At 65.2% G+C, this 16,677-nt stretch carries 17 protein-coding genes; 10 read left to right on the plus strand and 7 right to left on the minus strand.

The window, feature by feature from the left end; genetic code table 11:
• Nucleotides 1-58 precede the first annotated feature (58 nt).
• Nucleotides 59-727 (minus strand): response regulator, encoded by a 669-nt coding sequence (locus GB927_RS01340; RefSeq protein ID WP_256114714.1) that lies wholly within the window; start codon nt 725-727, stop codon nt 59-61.
• Nucleotides 708-2,096, minus strand: a complete 1,389-nt coding sequence (locus GB927_RS01345; protein WP_256114715.1) for a sensor histidine kinase — start codon at nt 2,094-2,096, stop codon at nt 708-710. Before GB927_RS01345 ends, GB927_RS01340 begins: the two co-directional genes overlap by 20 nt.
• A 119-nt stretch (nt 2,097-2,215) precedes the next feature.
• Here GB927_RS01345 and GB927_RS01350 point away from each other — a divergent pair, with 119 nt between their 5' ends.
• Both GB927_RS01350 and GB927_RS01355 read left to right on the plus strand, forming a co-directional pair.
• Nucleotides 2,216-3,811, plus strand: a complete 1,596-nt coding sequence (locus GB927_RS01350; protein WP_439655463.1) for an ABC transporter permease — start codon at nt 2,216-2,218, stop codon at nt 3,809-3,811.
• Nucleotides 3,808-4,842, plus strand: a complete 1,035-nt coding sequence (locus GB927_RS01355) for an ABC transporter ATP-binding protein (RefSeq protein WP_256114717.1) — start codon at nt 3,808-3,810, stop codon at nt 4,840-4,842. Before GB927_RS01350 ends, GB927_RS01355 begins: the two co-directional genes overlap by 4 nt.
• Here GB927_RS01355 and GB927_RS01360 read toward each other — a convergent pair.
• Entirely contained in the window at nt 4,839-5,723 is an 885-nt protein-coding gene (locus tag GB927_RS01360) for a LysR substrate-binding domain-containing protein (protein ID WP_256114718.1), read from the minus strand. The genes GB927_RS01355 and GB927_RS01360 overlap by 4 nt on opposite strands.
• A 96-nt stretch (nt 5,724-5,819) precedes the next feature.
• On the opposite strand from GB927_RS01360, the gene GB927_RS01365 reads away from it, so the two are divergent.
• The 6 genes from GB927_RS01365 (at nt 5,820) to GB927_RS01390 (ending at nt 11,418) form a co-directional block, all read left to right on the plus strand.
• Entirely contained in the window at nt 5,820-6,842 is a 1,023-nt protein-coding gene (locus tag GB927_RS01365) for an agmatine deiminase family protein (protein WP_256114719.1), read from the plus strand.
• A gap of 92 nt (nt 6,843-6,934) precedes the next feature.
• Nucleotides 6,935-7,933 (plus strand): agmatine deiminase family protein, encoded by a 999-nt coding sequence (locus tag GB927_RS01370; RefSeq protein ID WP_256114720.1) that lies wholly within the window; start codon nt 6,935-6,937, stop codon nt 7,931-7,933.
• A gap of 9 nt (nt 7,934-7,942) precedes the next feature.
• Nucleotides 7,943-8,833 (plus strand): N-carbamoylputrescine amidase, encoded by an 891-nt coding sequence (gene aguB / locus GB927_RS01375; protein ID WP_256114722.1) that lies wholly within the window; start codon nt 7,943-7,945, stop codon nt 8,831-8,833.
• 40 nt (nt 8,834-8,873) lie between these two features.
• The gene (locus GB927_RS01380) at nt 8,874-9,956 is read left to right on the plus strand and encodes an extracellular solute-binding protein (protein WP_256114723.1); all 1,083 of its coding nucleotides are present in this window, start codon (nt 8,874-8,876) and stop codon (nt 9,954-9,956) included.
• Nucleotides 9,957-10,124: 168 nt separating this feature from the next.
• Entirely contained in the window at nt 10,125-11,030 is a 906-nt protein-coding gene (yghU, locus tag GB927_RS01385; protein WP_256114724.1) for a glutathione-dependent disulfide-bond oxidoreductase, read from the plus strand.
• A gap of 10 nt (nt 11,031-11,040) precedes the next feature.
• On the plus strand, nt 11,041-11,418 hold the full coding sequence (locus tag GB927_RS01390) for a hypothetical protein (RefSeq protein ID WP_256114725.1): 378 nt from the start codon (nt 11,041-11,043) through the stop codon (nt 11,416-11,418).
• 20 nt (nt 11,419-11,438) lie between these two features.
• On the opposite strand, the gene GB927_RS01395 is transcribed toward GB927_RS01390, so the two are convergent.
• Nucleotides 11,439-11,876, minus strand: a complete 438-nt coding sequence (locus GB927_RS01395) for an Lrp/AsnC family transcriptional regulator (RefSeq protein ID WP_256114726.1) — start codon at nt 11,874-11,876, stop codon at nt 11,439-11,441.
• Between the two features lie 127 nt (nt 11,877-12,003).
• Here GB927_RS01395 and ocd point away from each other — a divergent pair, with 127 nt between their 5' ends.
• Complete coding sequence (gene ocd, locus GB927_RS01400; protein ID WP_256114727.1) at nt 12,004-13,053, plus strand: ornithine cyclodeaminase; 1,050 nt, start codon at nt 12,004-12,006, stop codon at nt 13,051-13,053.
• Between the two features lie 11 nt (nt 13,054-13,064).
• Nucleotides 13,065-13,994, plus strand: a complete 930-nt coding sequence (ctlX, locus tag GB927_RS01405; protein ID WP_256114728.1) for a citrulline utilization hydrolase CtlX — start codon at nt 13,065-13,067, stop codon at nt 13,992-13,994.
• A gap of 6 nt (nt 13,995-14,000) precedes the next feature.
• On the opposite strand, the gene GB927_RS01410 is transcribed toward ctlX, so the two are convergent.
• The 3 genes from GB927_RS01410 to GB927_RS01420 form a co-directional block, all read right to left on the minus strand.
• On the minus strand, nt 14,001-14,474 hold the full coding sequence (locus GB927_RS01410) for a VOC family protein (RefSeq protein WP_256114729.1): 474 nt from the start codon (nt 14,472-14,474) through the stop codon (nt 14,001-14,003).
• A gap of 87 nt (nt 14,475-14,561) precedes the next feature.
• A complete protein-coding gene (locus tag GB927_RS01415) occupies nt 14,562-15,470 on the minus strand; it encodes a DMT family transporter (protein ID WP_256114730.1) in 909 nt (302 codons plus the stop codon).
• An 84-nt stretch (nt 15,471-15,554) separates the two neighbouring features.
• Complete coding sequence (locus tag GB927_RS01420) at nt 15,555-16,445, minus strand: dihydrodipicolinate synthase family protein (protein ID WP_256114731.1); 891 nt, start codon at nt 16,443-16,445, stop codon at nt 15,555-15,557.
• Between the last annotated feature and the right edge of the window lie 232 nt (nt 16,446-16,677).

Here is a 16,677-nt window from a genome sequence, read left to right on the forward strand (position 1 = left end):
GGCAAACACACTCCACTTATAACTCCGCTGCCGGCCGGTGCCATGCGGACTTAAGTCCCTATGGCCCGTTGCGGGCATTGCGCAGGAACATCGCGGCCTCGGTGCGGTTGCGCGCCCGCAGCTTTTGCAGGATGCGCGTCATGTTGTGTTTGACGGTCTTTTCCTGAAGATTCAGGTGGCGGGCGATTTCCTTGTTGCTGTTTCCCGCCGCGACGAGGCTCAGCACCTGTTCTTCGCGCGGCGTGAGGCTGGCGAGCGTCGTCGAGGGATCGCCATCGGCCAGTGCCGGCCCCTCGGAGGGCACCTTCATCTCGACGAGGATGCGCGCGGCAAGGCCGGAGGACACATAGCTCTCACCGGCGACGACGCGCCTGACGATATCGACGAGGGTCGGCGCATCGACGCCCTTCAGCACATAGCCGCGAGCACCGATCTTGATGGCGGCGAGCAAATCATCGCGCTCTTCGGATGCCGTCAGCACGATCACGGCGGCCGAGGGGTCGCATTGCAGAATGGAGGACAGCGCCAGATGGCCGCCGCCGGGCATCGACAGGTCGACGAGGATCGCGTCCGGCCTCTTCTCGCTGTAGAGCGCAACGGCATCCTCGGCACTGGCGCCCTCGCCGACCACGACGATATCGGCCTCGTCCTCCAGGCTTCTCACAAGCCCGTTGCGATAGATCGGATGGTCGTCGGCGATCGCTATTCTAAGCATGGTCGGTGTCATGGGCTGGAATTTTCATGCGCACTATGGTTCCGGCGCTACCCGATTGGATTTCGAGTTGGCCACCGAGACCGGTGATCCGCTCTTCCAGACCGGTCAGGCCAAGCCCCCGGTCGTCCGGGCGTCGAACAAAGCCGATCCCATCATCCTCCACGCATATCTCGACCATGCCGCCCGCTTCCGCCACGCCCACCGAGACGCGGCTTGCCTTGGCATGGCGCGCCGCATTGCTCAAGGTTTCCTGGATGAAGCGGTAAATGCAGATCTTGGCCGCCTGCGACGCGACATGCACTGGCGCGATACGCGCCAGAACGGCGCCGCGGGAATGCGTCTCGTGCTCGCGGATCGCGCGAAGGGCGACGTCGTTACCGCTCAGCATCTCAAGTTCGGGCAGCGTGAGGCCACGGCAGATGTTGCGGATATCCTCGATTGCGGCGTTGATGGATTGCTGGACGCGCAAGGCATCGTCATCGCGTGCTCGTCCGGTGCTGATCGCTTCGAGCCGAAGCGCCGCGAAGCCGAGCAACTGCGTCGGGCCGTCATGCAGCTCGGCCGAAATCCGCCGCAGATATTGTTCGTTCAGGGCAGCGGCGCGCTGGTTGGCCCTGTCCGCCCGCAAGCGCAGCGAGCGGTTGACGGCAAGCATGCGCGAGAGCTCCACGACCTGCTCGTCGAGCGAGCGCCGCTGCGTCTTGATCCGGTGGTTGCCACGCGCGACGATGCCGAAGAGCAGGACCAACATGCCGGCCGTCACGGCCGCGACGACAAGCCAGCTCTGCATGCGCACCGTGTTGAGATCGGCCCGCAGCTCGTCAGCCTTCTCATAAAATTCCGCGACGGCGACGACCTCGCCGGACCAGGCCTCGCGGATGGGGCTGTAGATTTCCAGCATCGCAATCCGGCTCTCCCGCTCTATGCGGTTTTCGTCGGAATGCAGGTGGTCGAATTCGGCATGTACGGTTCCGGCCGACGCGGAAGCGAGCTTTGGCGACACCTCGAAGCGCTTTCCGATCAGGCTCGGTTCGCTGCTGAAGATGATGGTGCCGTCCGTCCGCCAGAGCTTGAAGGAGAACAGCCGCGTGCTGAGCGCGCCCTGTTGCAACGTCTCGGTCAGCGTTTTTCGCGCGCCCTCGCTCAGCGTTTCGGCGGAGGTCAGCTCCGAGGTCAGCGGCGCGATGATGCTGTCGACGTAAAGCGCCGTCACTGACCCGGCATTGCGCACCGCCTCCCGCTCGATGCGGCTCGTCACCCACAGGCCGATCAGCACCATGCCAACGACCAGCACGGCCGCACCGGCAACGGCGAACTGCCAGGCGAGGCTGAGGCGCGAAAACAGCGGGCCTTCGATTCTATCGGCGTGGGACAGGGTCATCCCATGACGATAGAGTTTTGCCCCCCGGCCCTCAATTGCAAACCATTGCCTTTTTCTCAAGAAATCCTTACGGCAGGGTCGGGTGACCGTTCCAGCGGCCGTCCGACCTTTCTCACGGCATGAAGGCATGGGCCTTGTTGCAGGATAGTACAGCAGAAGCGTTCAACGGGGCGTGGCCGGCGCGAAAGCGGGCGACCGCCTTGCTTCCGCGTGTGCCGGTGGTCGCCCTTGCCACGCTCGTCGCGCTGTTCAGCCTTGTGCCGCTCGGCTTCATCGCCTGGGTGACCTACGATGTCGGTTGGGAAACGGTGAAGACCCTGGTCTTCCGCCCGCGCATCGGCGAGCTGATTCTGAGCACGGTCTATTTGGAAGTCATCACCATTCCGCTGTCGATCGCGCTCGCGGTCGGGCTCGCCTGGCTGACGGAGCGCACCGACATTCCCGGTGCGCGGCTCTGGGCGTGGCTGGCGATTACCCCGCTCGCCGTTCCGGCCTTCGTGCACAGCTATGCGTGGGTCAGCCTCGTGCCGAGCATGCGCGGGCTTTCAGGCGGCGTCTTCGTTGCCGTTCTCGCCTATTACCCTTTTCTCTACCTGCCGGTGGCGGCAGCGCTTAGGCGACTTGATCCAGCAGTGGAGGATGCCGCCGCCTCGCTCGGCCTCGCGCCCGTTGCGGTGTTTTTCCGCGTGGTGTTGCCGCAGCTTCGCCTCGCCATCTGCGGCGGTTCGCTGCTGATTGGCCTGCATCTGCTGTCGGAATACGGTCTCTTCGCGATGATCCGCTTCGACACGCTGGCCACCGCGATCGTCGACCAGTTCCAGTCCTCCTATAACAGCCCCGCCGCCAACATGATCGGCGGCGTGCTGGTCACCTGCTGCCTCTTCCTGCTGGCGCTGGAAGTGCTGGTGCGTGGCAACGAGCGTTACGCGCGTGTTGGTGCCGGTGCCGCACGGCCGGTCGACCGGCGTCGGCTCGGGCGCCTTGCGCTGCCGGCCCTTCTTGTGCCGGCCGGGCTTGCCCTCCTCACCCTTGGCGTGCCGCTGCTCACACTCGGCCGCTGGCTGTGGATCGGCGGCCTCGATATCTGGAACAACGAGGTGACGGGTGCGGTGGCGCAGACCATCGTGCTGGCGCTTGCCGGTGGCATCCTCGCGACCATCGCCGCCGTGCCGATGGCCTGGCTTTCGGTGCGCGCCCCCGGCCGGCTGCAACGGCTGCTCGAAGCCTGCCATTATTATGTCGGCTCGCTGCCGGGCGTGGTGGTGGCGTTGGCGCTGGTGTCGATCACCGTTCGCTTCCTGCTGCCGCTCTACCAGACATTCGCGATGCTACTCGCTGGCTACGTGCTGATGTTCTTGCCGCGTGCGATGGTGGGGCTTCGCGCCAGCATCGCGCAGGCGCCGGTGGAGCTGGAGCGCGCGGCGATGGCGCTCGGGCGCACGCCCGCCCAGGCGCTGCGCCAGATCACCCTGCGCCTCGCCGCCCCCGGTGCCGCCGCCGGCGTCGCCCTCGTGGCGCTCGGCATCACCAATGAACTGACAGCCACCCTGATGCTGGCGCCGAATGGCGTCGAGACGCTCGCCACCCGCTTCTGGTCGCTGACGAGCGAGATCGACTATGTCGCCGCAGCACCTTACGCGGTGATGATGGTGGTCCTGTCGCTGCCGCTTACCCTTCTTCTCCATGCCCAATCGAAACGGACGGCCGGACAATGACGCTGCTCGACCTCGAAACCGTCAGCAAGCGCTATGGTCCCGTGCGCGCGCTCGATGCGGTCAGCCTTTCCGTTCCACCCGGCAGCCGCACGGCGGTGGTCGGCCCGTCCGGATCGGGCAAGACGACGCTCCTGCGCATCATCGCCGGCTTCGAGTTTCCCGATTCCGGTCGGCTCAGCCTCGACGGCGCGCTGCTTGCCGACGGACCGGCGGGCGTGCCGGCGCACAAACGCGGCATCGGCATCGTCTCGCAGGATGGCGCGCTGTTTCCGCATCTGAGCGTCGCCGACAACATCGCCTTCGGCTTCGAGCGCGGTGCCCCGGACCGGGCAAGCCGAATCGCCGAACTGATGGAAATGGTGGAACTCGACGGCGCCATGGCGACCCGCCGGCCGCACCAGCTTTCCGGCGGCCAGCAGCAACGCGTAGCGCTGGCCCGCGCGCTCGGCCGCCGGCCGCGGCTGATGCTGCTCGACGAACCCTTCTCCGCGCTCGATACGGGCCTGCGTGAAAACATGCGCAAGGCGGTCGCGCGCGTGCTGCAAAATGCCGGCATCACCGCAATTCTCGTCACCCATGACCAGGCGGAGGCGCTGTCCTTCGCCGACCAGGTCGCGGTGCTGCGCGAGGGGCGGCTGGTTCAGGCGGGCTCGCCGCAAATGCTTTACCAGCATCCGCGCGATCGGGAGACGGCGCTGTTTCTTGGCGATGCCGTGCTGCTGCCGGCGATCGTGCGCAACGGTTTCGCGGACTGCGCGCTCGGGCGCGTGGCGGTCGAAAGCGACCATGCGGGCAAAGCGGAAATCATGCTGCGGCCCGAACAGATCCGCGTCGTCGTCGATGCCGCCGCACCGCAGAATGGCGGGCGCGTGGTGGATGTGCAGTTCGGTGGCGCCATCTGCACCGTGGCCGTGGCGCTGGCGGACGTCGCCCTGCCGCCGATCCTGATCAAGACCTCCAGCGTCGCGCTGCCCGCAGCCGGCAATCTCGTGCGCCTCGACGTCACCGGCAAGGCCCACGTCTTCGGCTAAGCGCCCTCGGCCAGCCCTTCGAGCCAGCGCCAGGTATCCCGCACATCGGCGTCCCTGAGCCGCCCCTCGCTGGAAAGCGCATACCAGGCGCGCGGTGAGCCGATGACGGCCATGAAGGGCTGAACCAGCGTGCCAGCGGCGATGGCCGCTTCGGCAAGCAGGGCGCTGGCAAGCGCCACGCCCTGGCCAAGCTCCGCCGCCGCCAAAGCGATATCGCTGTCGCTGAAATTAGCGCCCTTCCAGACCGTTGCCGTCTCGATGCCCATATGCCCCAGCCAATCGGTCCAGCCGACGGGGCCCTCGTCATGGATCAGCGGCGCCCGCAGCAGGTCGGCGGGCTGGGTCAGCGTGGCCGTGAGCGCCGGTGCTGCGACCGGGGAAACACGATCGCGGGCGATCAGCAGGCTTTCGCAGCCCGCCGGCGGCTCGTGGGCGTGGATGATGGCGATATCGACTTCCATCGTCTCGAAATCGACCGGCACCCCGCTGGTGTCGAGCCAGGGCTCGCAGGCGGGTGCCGCAGCCTTTAGCGCCGGGAGGCGCGGCAGAAGCCAGCGCCGCGAAAAATCCCGTGGCGCATAGATCACGACGCTGCCGGGCTTGCGATAAGGCTCCAGGCGCCGATAGCCCTCCTCCATCAACTCCAGGCAACGCCGCACCGTGCGGTGATAGTCGCGCCCGGCATCCGTGAGGCGCACCTCCCGGCCGATGCGCAGGAACAGCGGCTGCCCGATCTGGCCTTCGAGAAGGCGCATCTGATGGCTGATGGCCGATTGCGTGAGGCCGACCTCTTCCGCCGCGCGGCTGAAACTTTCCAGCCGCGCCGCCGCTTCGAAACCCTTCAGGAACTGGGTCGGGGGGATATGCCGGAATTTCAGCATCCATGAATTCCATTCACTATCAGCAGGAATGCTTCTCGTTTGTATCGGGCCTCTGTCGCCCCGATAATGAGCGCCATAGATGAATAGGAGTCAATCATGGATACGAAAGCATGGCCGGACACGGCGGTGAAACTGCGCCGGCCGGGTGAGTTCGAGCCCCATGCCAAGACCTGGATGGCCTGGCCGCACCGGCAGGACCTCTATGGCGATCGCCTGCCGGCAATGCAGCAGGCCTATGCCGATGTCGCCCGCGCCATTGCGGATTTCGAGCACGTCAGCATGGTGGCCCACCCCGATCATGCCGACGGCGCCCGTGCCCATCTCGGCCAAGGCATCGACGTCGTCGCCCTGCCGATCGACGATTGCTGGATCCGCGATTCCGGCCCGACCTTCCTCAAGCGCAGCGATGGCGGCCTCGCCGGCGTGTCCTGGCGTTTTAACGCCTGGGGCCGCAAACACGAGCCCTTCGACGCCGACGATGCGTTGGCCGGCAATGTTCTGGCGCATGAAGGTGCGGAAATCCTGCGCTCCTTCCTGTTCTGCGAGGGCGGCTCGCTTGCCTGCGACGGCGAAGGCACGCTGATTGCGACCGAAACGAGCCTTCTTCACCCCAACCGCAATCCCGGCCTCTCAAAAGCCTGGGTGGAGCAGGAATTGCTGCGCATGCTCGGCCTGAAAAAGGTCGTCTGGCTGCCGGGCGATCCGCTCGACCTGGAGACCGACGGCCATGTCGACGGCATGTGCTGCTTCGTGAAACCCGGGGTCGTGATGTTCGAATACAATCCCGACCCGGCCGACCTGCACGGCCGCATCCTTGCCGACAACCTCGCAGCCCTCAACAGCCAGACGGACGCGCGCGGCCGCCGCTTCGAGGTGATCCCCATTCCGGAGGCCTATGACGTCGAGGCGACCAGCGAGGTTTTTGCCCGCTCCTACATCAATTTCGCACTGACCAATGGCGGCGTCGTGATGCCGACCTTCGGCCGCCCCTCCGGCGAGGAGGCCAAGGCGGCCGTCGCCCGCGCTTTTCCGGAGCGGCGCATCGTCACCGTCGACGTCGGGGCCGTGGTTCCTGCCGGCGGGGCGATCCATTGCATCACGCAGGAACAGCCGTTGTGACCGCGGCATTGACCCGGCGTCACTTCGTGCTGGCGGCGGCGGGTCTGGCGCTCCTGCCCGAGATACCGGTCCGAGCCGCAGAGGAGAAAGCTTTGATCACAGTCCCCGCTGAATCGGAACGCCACGCACGGACCTGGATGGCCTGGCCGAGCACGCCGAAGCTCTACGGCGGTTCGGGCGCCTATTTCGAAAGCGTGCAGGAAACACTGGGCCGGCTCGCCGCCGCGATCGCGGAAAACGAACCCGTTACGATGGCCGCCGCGGCGGACCAGCACGATCTAGCCGCCCGCCTGTGCGGCCCCAGGGTCGAGCTTGTCGACATCCCGACCGACGACATGTGGGCCCGCGACAGCGCGCCGGTCTTCGTGCGCAAGGCGGATGGCAGCGTCGCGGCCGTCGATTTCCACTTCAACGGCTGGGGCGGCAAGCAGGTCCACGCCCGCGACGGCCAGCTTGCCGCCCGCATCGCGGAGCAAGCACGCACGGAGCGGCTCGACGCGGGCCTCTGCGGCGAAGGCGGCGGCCTGGAATATGACGGCGATGGCACGCTGCTCCTCACCGAAAGCTGCTGGGTGAACGACAACCGCAATCCCGGGCTGGAGCGCGCCCAAATCGAACGGCGCCTCAAGGCGGTGCTCGGTGTCGAAACGGTGCTCTGGGTGCCCGGTGTGCGCGGGCTGGATATCACCGACGGGCATATCGACGGGTCGTTCCGCTTCGTCGCGCCGGGCATCGTGATCGCCAGCAGCTATCCCGGCGACACGTCGGAATGGGGTCGCGCCCATGAGGAGGCGCTCGCGATCCTCGCCAAGGCGCGAGACGCCAGGGGCCGTCCGCTGGAGATCGTCTCCATTCCCGCCGCCACCGACGTTCGCTCGACGAGCGAGGATTTTTTGACCAGCTACGCCAACTACTATGTCGGCAACGGCGCGCTCTACACTCCACGCTTCGGCGATCGCAAGGCGGATGCGCGCGCCGCAGACGTGCTCGGCCGGCTGCATCCGGGCCGCCGCATCGTCGAGCTTGAGGTCGATCGCATCTACGAAAACGGCGGTGGCATCCACTGCGTCACGCAACAACAACCCGAATGAGGTGAAGCTATGCGTTCCATGATTGCGGCTGCGGTGCAGATTGCGTGCACTGACGATATCGAGGCCAATCTCGAAAAGCTCGAAACCCATGTGCGCGAGGCGGCTCGAAGGGGTGCCCAACTCGTTGTGCTTCAGGAGCTGTTCGAAGGCGTCTATTTCTGTGTCGACGAGGATAAAATCCACAATGCCCGCGCCCGGCCGCTGCAGGGCCACCCGACCGTCGCCCGCATGGCGGCGCTCGCCCGCGAGACGGGCGTCGTGCTGCCGGTGTCCCTCTTCGAGCGCGATGGTGCCCGCCTGTTCAACACGCTCGTGATGATCGATGCCGATGGCAAGGTGCTCGGCCATTACCGCAAGAGCCATATCCCCGACAGCCCCGGTTATTCGGAAAAATTCTACTTTGCCGATGGCGATACGGGTTTTCGCGTGTTCGAAACGGCGGCCGGCAAGGTGGGTGCCGGGGTGTGCTGGGACCAGTGGTTCCCGGAGGCGGCGCGCGCCATGGTGCTGCTGGGCGCCGAAGTGCTGGTCTATCCGACGGCGATCGGCTCGGAACCCTCCTATCCGGGCTGGGATTCGCGCGACCACTGGCAGCGCGTTATGCAGGGCCATGCCGGCGCCAACCTCACGCCCGTCATCGCGGCCAGCCGGATCGGCGTCGAAGCGGGCAAGACATCGGCGGTCACCTTCTACGGCTCCTCCTTCATCGCCGACCACACCGGCGCCAAGCTTGCCGAGGCCGACCGGGTTTCCGAAGGCGTAATCACCGCCGCCCTCGACCTCGACGCCATCGCCGAGGCGCGCCGCAGCTGGGGCGTCTTCCGCGACCGGCGCACCGATCTCTACGGCCCCCTGCTCCAGCCGACACCGGCGCGGCTGCTCTCGGACAAAGCAGCCTGACAGTCCGGCACCAACCGAACCAACAGCACGGAGAAAGACGATGAAACGCTGGCTCACGCTTGCGGCATGCCTTACGGCAACCTCGGTTTCGGCCGAAGAGAAGGTTCTCTACCTCTACTCCTGGGAGTCCTATTTCAGCGCGGCGTCGATCGCGGCCTTCGAGAAGGAGACGGGCATAAAGGTCTCCTACGACCTGTTCGATTCCAACGACATGGTCGAGACCAAGATGCTGACGGGAAAGTCAGGTTACGACCTCGTCACCGTCAACCTCTCACCGCACTTCCTGCGCCAGTTGCCGGTCGGCGTCTGGGGCGCGCTCGACCGCAGCAAGCTTGCCAATTTCGGCAATATCGACCCGGTCGTGCTGGAGCGCGCCACCGCGGTCGATCCCGGCAATGCCCATAACGTGCCCTGGATGTGGGGCACGACCGGCGTCGGCTACAATGTCGAGAAGGTGCAGGAGATCATGCCGGACGCGCCGGTCGATTCGCTGCGCATGGTCTTCGATCCCGCGGTCGTCGAAAAATTCGCCTCCTGCGGCGTCGGTATGCTCGACGATGCCGAGCAGGTGCTCGGCCTCGCCTTGATCTATCTGGGGCTCAATCCCGATACGACCGACAAGGACGAACTGGAAAAGGCGGTGGAGGTCGTCTCGAAGGTCCGCCCCTATGTGCGCAAGTTCCACAGCTCCAGCTATGTCAACGACCTCGCCGATGGCGGCCTGTGCCTGGCAATCGGCTTTTCCGGCGACATGCTGATCGCCAGCAGCCGGGCGAAGGAGGCGGGCAAGCCCTTCACGATTACCTATAAACTGTCGAAGGAGGGCAATCTCGTCTGGGCCGATGTGCTCGCCATACCCGCCGACGCGTCCCATCCGGAAGCCGCCCACGCCTTCATCGACTTCGTGATGCGCCCCGAGATTGCTGCGACCGCTGCCACGGAAACCGGCTTCTCCACCGCCAACAAGGCCGCCCTCCCATTGCTCGACGAGAAACTGCGCTCGAACCCCGACCTTTACCCTTCCGAAGAAGCGCAGAAACGCTTCCACCTGCCGAAGGCGCTGAGCCAGAAAGCGCTCAAAATGTGGACGCAGGCCTGGGATCGCGCAAAGGGTGTTCGCTAGCCATCCTTGCCCTCGAAATACGACGAACAAACCGGCCAGCGCACCTGGCCGGTTTGTTTGTTTGACCGTCGAAAAATTCTTTCGAACTGATACGCGCCTTCCAGAAGGCGGCATAAGGGCGCTATAGAACGGTCAGGACATGCTGTTTCGACGACAAGGATCTATTTCATGACCGAGAAATCCCCCGCCGACAATTTCCCCGCCGGCTATGAAGTTCCGAAGGTCTGGACCTGGGACAAGGGCAATGGCGGCGCCTTCGCCAGCATCAACCGGCCGATCGCCGGCCCCACGCAGGACAAGGACCTGCCGGTCGGCAAACACCCGCTGCAGCTCTATTCGCTGGCCACGCCCAATGGCGTGAAGGTGACGATCCTGCTGGAAGAGCTTCTGGCCGCCGGCCATGCCGAGGCCGAATACGACGCGTGGCCGATCCGCATCGGGGATGGCGAGCAGTTCGGCTCCGGCTTCGTCGCGGCCAATCCGAACTCCAAGATCCCGGCGCTGATGGACCATGCGCCGAAGGGTGGCGGTGCGCCGGTGCGCGTCTTCGAATCCGCCTCCATCCTGCTCTATCTCGCCGAAAAGTTCGGTGCCTTCCTGCCCAGCGAGCTTCGCGCCCGCGCGGAAACCTTCAACTGGTTGTTCTGGCAGATGGGCTCTGCGCCCTTCCTCGGCGGCGGCTTCGGCCATTTTTATGCCTATGCGCCGGTTCATATCAAATATGCCATCGACCGCTATGCCATGGAGGTGAAGCGCCAGCTCGACGTGCTCGACCGCCATCTCGCGGAAAACCAGTTCATGGCCGGCGCCGATTATACGATCGCCGACATGGCGATCTGGCCCTGGTATGGCGGCCTTGCTCAGGGCAAGCAATATGGCGATGCCGGCACCTTCCTCGACGTGCAGAGCTATACGAACGTGCAGCGCTGGACGGCCGAAATCGCTGCCCGCCCGGCGGTCAAGCGCGGCCGCATGGTCAACCGGCTGAACGGCGATCCGTCCGAGCAGCTGCATGAGCGCCACGACGCCTCGGACTTCGACACGAAGACCCAGGACAAGATCGGCCAGGCGTAAGGAGGACCGGATGCCCACCCTTCCCGACATGACGAAACACCGCGGCTTTCCGTCCGGCATGCCGGGTACGGGCGTGCAGTTCACCATCCGGCGCGCCAATCCGAAAGGGGTGACGCCGATCAAGGCGTTGCCCCGTCGCGCCCGCCCCGGCACGGCCGAGCACCGCATCGACGCCGCCTTCCTGCACGCGCTCTGGCACCATTTCGGCGCAGAACCCTTCGAGCGCGGCAATCTCGACGCCGCCCGCCTCAACCTGCTCTTCGGCCGCGAGGTCGTGGCGGCCGACAAGGATTTCGATCCACTGTCCTACGAGGCGATGTTCGTCATCGACGAACGGGTCGCGCGCCAAAGCTTTCCGGAATCCTTCGAGGACGTCTTCGAGGTGTAAGCGGGCCGGCGAAGGCTCGTTCACACGCTGCTGAGAAGCAGGCTCGTCTCGCTGTTGGAGACGCCGTCGACCATGCGGACTTCGCGCAGCACGCGATCGAAATCCGAGAGGCTCGCGGCTCGGATGTTGGCGACCAGGTCCCAGTTGCCGTTCGTCGTGTGCAGCGCCTGCATCTCCGGGAAGCCGCGCAGCTTGCGGATGACGTGGGTGGTCGACTTGCCCGATACCTCGATCATCATGACGGCGTGCACGCTGTGCGCGTCGTAATCATCCCTGACCCGAACCGTGAAACCAAGCAGCGTGCCGGTCTCCATCAGTCGGTCGAGGCGGCTCTGCACCGTGCCGCGCGCGACGCCGAGCGCATCGGCGAGCTTGGCGAGCGATGCCCGGCCATCGGCGCGCAGGTGGCCGATGATCCGGCGATCAAGGTCGTCGGGCATGTATTTTGCGATCGTCATCTGACTTTTTCCACACTTCTGCTGTGCATATCGATCAATCGACTGCCAGAAATGGCACAAGATTGCTCTTTCGGTCAACATTTCCGGTCGTTAGCCTTCCGGCACACAGCCAGCAGAGGAAACCGACATGTCCGCACCGCTCCCATCGGAGAAAGCCCTCGTTCCCTTCGTCAGCGTCGAGAACATGATGCGGCTTGTCCATCATATCGGCGTCGAGACCATGCTGGTGGAACTCACGGACGTCATCGAAGCCGATTTCCGGCGCTGGGAGCTGTTCGACAAGACGCCGCGCGTCGCCTCGCATTCGCGCGAGGGCGTGATCGAGTTGATGCCGACCTCGGACGGCGAAATCTACAGCTTCAAATATGTCAACGGCCATCCGAAAAACATGGGCCAGGGCCTGCAGACGGTGACCGCCTTCGGGCTGCTCGCGGAAGTCTCCACCGGCTATCCGGTTCTGCTCACCGAAATGACACTGCTGACCGCACTGCGCACCGCCGCGACCTCGGCCATGGCCGCTCGCCATCTCGCGCCGAAGGGTGCGCGCACCATGGCGATCATCGGCAACGGCGCCCAGGCGGAATTCCAGGCGCTGGCCATGAAGGCCGTACTCGGCACGGATCACGTCCGCCTCTACGATATCGATCCGCTGGCGACCGAGAAGGCTGCCCGCAACCTCGCCGGCTTCGGCCTGACGGTGACCGCCTGCACCACGCCCGAGGCGGCCATCGAAGGCGCGCAGATCATCACCACCTGCACCGCCGACAAGCAATATGCCACCATCCTCACCGACAACATGGTCGGCGGCGGCATCCACATCAACGCAATCGGCGGCGATTGCCCGGGCAAGACCGAGCTGCACCGCGACATCCTGTTGCGCGCCGATACCTTCGTGGAATATCCGCCGCAGACGCGCATCGAAGGCGAAATCCAGCAGATGGATGCGGATTATCCGGTGACGGAACTCTGGAAGGTGGTTTCCGGCGAGGCCCAGGGACGGCGGGACGCCGGCCAGATCACGCTCTTCGACAGCGTCGGGTTTGCCACAGAGGATTTTTCCGCGCTGCGTTATGTCCGCGAGAAGCTGAAGCAAAATCGCTTCTACCAGGAACTCGACATCATCGCCGATCCCGACGATCCGCGCGACCTCTTCGGCATGCTGCAACGCGCACGATAAAGGCGGGACCAATGAGACAGTCCCCCTATTCCATCCAGGCGCCGCCGGCCGTCGTCATGGTCCGGCCCCGGCATTTCACCGTCAACACGGAAACTGCCGCCGACAATAGCTTTCAGGTGCTGGCGGATACAGGCGAGAACCTCGCGGTGGCCGCCTATGACGAGATCTCACGGGCCGCACAAACACTCGAAAGCCACGGTGTGGCGGTCCATCTGTTCGAGGACGAAGGTAAGCAGACGCCGGACTCCGTCTTCCCGAACAACTGGTTTTCCACCCATGCCGGCGGGCATGTGGCGATCTACCCGATGAAGGCGGAAAGCCGAAGGCGCGAGCGCCGGAGCGACGTCATCGAGATGCTGAAGACCCATTACCGCGTGCAGGACGTGATCGACTATTCGGGGCTGGAGCCAGACGGCCTTTTCCTCGAAGGCACCGGCGCCATGGTGCTCGATCATATCGATCGCGTCGCCTATGCCGTGCGCTCCGACCGGACGGACCCGATCGCGCTGGAGCGCTTCTGCACGCATTTCAACTTCGAGCCCATGGTGTTCGACGCCCGCGACGGCAACGGCGTGCCGGTCTACCACACGAATGTGCTGATGTGCGTGGCCACCGGCTTCGCCATGATCGGCACCGGCATGATGAGCGACCCGAAACGGCGCGACGAGGTCATCGCGCGGCTGGAGCGCTCGGGCCGCAGCATCGTTGCGCTCAGCAACGCGCAGATCGAAAACTTCGCCGGCAATGCCCTGGAATTGCAGGGCAAGGACGGGCGGATACTGGCGCTTTCGACGACGGCACTTGCGGTGCTCGATGCGGGCCAGCGGGCGACGATCGAGGAAAGTGCGAGGATCGTGGCGCTGGACATCCCGACCGTCGAGCGTGCCGGCGGTTCCGTCCGCTGCACGCTGGCCGGCATTCACCTGACCCCGCGAGCATAGAGGATATCAGCCGCGTCGTGCGGCTTCGATTGCGGCGACGTCGATCTTCTTCATGTCCATCATCGCATCGAAGGCCCGTTTCGCTTCGGCGCCGCCGGCGGTGATCGCCTCCATCAGGACGCGCGGCGTGATCTGCCAGGAGACGCCCCATTTGTCCTTGCACCAGCCGCAGGCGCTTTCCTCGCCGCCATTGCCGACGATGGCGTTCCAGTAGCGGTCGGTCTCTTCCTGGTCTTCGGTCGAGATCTGGAACGAGAAGGCTTCGTTGTGCTTGATCTGCGGCCCGCCGTTGAGGCCGATACAGGGTATGCCGGCAACGGTGAACTCGACGACCAGCACGGCGCCCTGCTTGCCGTCCGGATAGTCACCGGGAGCATGGTGCACCGCGCCGACGGCGCTGTTCGGGAAGGTCTCGGCGTAAAAGCGGGCGGCGGCCTCGGCATCCTTGTCGTACCACACGCAGATGGTGTTCTTTTCCATTGCATCGTCCTCTCGGTGAAGCGCAGTTCCTGTTCGCTGGCCTGCAAAATAGGTCGCCGGCCGGCTTTCTCCACCCCGCGGGTGTCATCAGGTTGCGGCGGCAACGGGCTTTCGCGTGGGCCAGGTCATGGCGATGACGCCGGCGAGCACGCAGACCAGACCCAGCCAAGCCGTCGGCATCAGCGTCTCGCCCAGGAACAGCACGCCCAGCCCGACGCCGATCGGCACCCGGATATAGGCCTGCGCGGTGGTGCCAACCGAACCGAGCGTCTGGATGAGCCGGAAATAGATGACGAAGGCCAGCGCCGTCGAGAAGACGGAGAGCCCCAGGAGGGCCATTATGGATTCGCTGCTCGGGGCCAGCGTCCACGGGCGATCGACGATCAGGCTGGCGGGAATGAGGAGGACGGCGCCGCAGATCATCGACCCCGCCGCCGGGATCATAGGATCGAGCCCCTTGAAATTCTTTCCGAAGATCGCCGCCCCCGCATAGCTCACGGTCGCGGCGACGATGGCGAGTTGCGCCCACGCCTCCTGCCCGAGCCCGCCGAGCGCCTCGAAGCCAACGATGAGGCCGACGCCGACAAGCCCCGCCGAAACGCCGAAGAGCTTGCGGCCCGTCACGACTTCATGGCGGGTCACGAGGGCGGTGAGCAGGAAGGTGAAGATCGGCGAGGTCGAATTCAGGATCGTCGCAAGGCCGGCGTCGGTCGTCTGTTCCGCCCAAGCGATCAGGGTGAAGGGGATGACGCTGTTCAGGCAGGCCTGGAAGAGAAAACGGCCCCAGCTTTTCCGGTCCCGGGGCAGCGACAGGCCGCGTGCCCAAACGATCGCGAGAAGAAGGCTGCCCGCGATAAGCGTTCTCGCCGCGATAAGCGTTATCGGCGGGATCGTCTCGACGCCGAGCTTGATGAAAGTATAGGACGCACCCCAGAGGGTCGAAAGCAAAAGCAGCAATGCCAGGTCGGTCGTCAGGTTTTTATTCTCGGCCGTCATTGCAATCCCTTTTTCGGCTTCGCGGTGATGCGACCCTATCCGACCAGCGCCGAAAATGGTTCGCTGGTGAGCGAAGCGTGGGCGTCAGCCCTTCACGCGATCCAGCGCCGCCTCGACCCGTGCGATATCGGCCGGGCGCAGGGGCAGGATCGGCCGCGGCGGAGCGGCATCGCTGAGGCCGAGAAGCCCGGCAATGGCATACATCACGCGAAAACTGCCGAATTCCTTGAACAGGTCCCAGAGCGGCTGGAAGGCCTGGTCGAGCCGCTCGGCCTCGGCGCGGTTTCCGGCCATGGCCGCGCGGGTCAGCGCCAGCGCTTCGGCCGGCAGCAGGCCGGCGACCACGCTGTACCAGGCAGCACCGCCTGCCAGCAGCGATTCCGCGGCACCCCAATCGCCGCTATAGCCGATGGGAAAACCCGCGGGCGTGCGGGCGTGTAGCCGGGCGATTTCGCGGCGGAAATCGCCATCGGCCGGCAGCGGCATCTTTATGGCGGCGATGTTCGGCACTTCCGCCAGCCGGGCGATCAGGTCGTCGCTGAAGACGAAGCGCGTCGTGCCTGGATTGTTGTAGATGCAGAGCGGCAGGTCGCCGGCCTTGGCGACCGCGGCCATGTGCTGGAAAACCTCCTCCTCCGTCAGCGGCGTATAGGACATGGGCGCCAGCAGCAGTCCGTCCGCGCCGGCGGCTTTCGCATCGCGCGCCAGCGCCTCGGCCTCGTCCGTGCGCAGCGCCCCGACGCCGACGATGACGGGAATGCGGCCGCCGACGCTGGCGATCGCGGTCTCGACGGCGTGCCGCCGCTCTTCGCGCGACAGGAAGGCATAACCGCCAGTGCTGCCGAGCAGGCCGATGGAACTCGCGCCCGCACTGCGGATACGTTCGAGCAGGCCGGAGAGCGCCTCCCGGTCGACGCGGCCGGCCGCGTCCGTGGGCGTGATGGAAAAGGCCGAAAGGCCGGAAAATAGGGTCATGCGCTCCTCCTGTCGGCCGATCATAGACCGCCGGGCCGTTTGAAGGCGACCGGCCACATTGTCACCGCGACAAATCCCTGATTGCATGTTGCAAAAGCAGTGCCTGGATGCGGCCTTGAACAGGTCCGGCCTGTCACGCCATAGTGACCTCCGTTCGATACGGGGGGTGAAGTTCGCGGCGAACATACCTATCTCCCGAACTGCGACGATGAAAATCCGGGCTCGATGCAGG

Source organism: Shinella lacus (assembly GCF_010994755.1).
Classification (GTDB): Bacteria; Pseudomonadota; Alphaproteobacteria; order Rhizobiales; family Rhizobiaceae; genus Shinella; species Shinella lacus.

Coding starts and splice junctions, on each gene's coding strand:
- GB927_RS01365 (WP_256114719.1), top strand. CDS start 5,820: ATGGATACGAAAGCATGGCCGGACACGGCGGTGAAACTGCGCCGGCCG.
- ocd (WP_256114727.1), top strand. CDS start 12,004: ATGTCCGCACCGCTCCCATCGGAGAAAGCCCTCGTTCCCTTCGTCAGC.
- GB927_RS01415 (WP_256114730.1), bottom strand. CDS start 15,470: ATGACGGCCGAGAATAAAAACCTGACGACCGACCTGGCATTGCTGCTT.
- ctlX (WP_256114728.1), top strand. CDS start 13,065: ATGAGACAGTCCCCCTATTCCATCCAGGCGCCGCCGGCCGTCGTCATG.
- GB927_RS01420 (WP_256114731.1), bottom strand. CDS start 16,445: ATGACCCTATTTTCCGGCCTTTCGGCCTTTTCCATCACGCCCACGGAC.
- GB927_RS01410 (WP_256114729.1), bottom strand. CDS start 14,474: ATGGAAAAGAACACCATCTGCGTGTGGTACGACAAGGATGCCGAGGCC.
- GB927_RS01345 (WP_256114715.1), bottom strand. CDS start 2,096: ATGACCCTGTCCCACGCCGATAGAATCGAAGGCCCGCTGTTTTCGCGC.
- GB927_RS01390 (WP_256114725.1), top strand. CDS start 11,041: ATGCCCACCCTTCCCGACATGACGAAACACCGCGGCTTTCCGTCCGGC.
- GB927_RS01355 (WP_256114717.1), top strand. CDS start 3,808: ATGACGCTGCTCGACCTCGAAACCGTCAGCAAGCGCTATGGTCCCGTG.
- GB927_RS01360 (WP_256114718.1), bottom strand. CDS start 5,723: ATGCTGAAATTCCGGCATATCCCCCCGACCCAGTTCCTGAAGGGTTTC.
- GB927_RS01340 (WP_256114714.1), bottom strand. CDS start 727: ATGACACCGACCATGCTTAGAATAGCGATCGCCGACGACCATCCGATC.
- yghU (WP_256114724.1), top strand. CDS start 10,125: ATGACCGAGAAATCCCCCGCCGACAATTTCCCCGCCGGCTATGAAGTT.
- GB927_RS01350 (WP_439655463.1), top strand. CDS start 2,216: ATGAAGGCATGGGCCTTGTTGCAGGATAGTACAGCAGAAGCGTTCAAC.
- GB927_RS01380 (WP_256114723.1), top strand. CDS start 8,874: ATGAAACGCTGGCTCACGCTTGCGGCATGCCTTACGGCAACCTCGGTT.
- aguB (WP_256114722.1), top strand. CDS start 7,943: ATGCGTTCCATGATTGCGGCTGCGGTGCAGATTGCGTGCACTGACGAT.
- GB927_RS01395 (WP_256114726.1), bottom strand. CDS start 11,876: ATGACGATCGCAAAATACATGCCCGACGACCTTGATCGCCGGATCATC.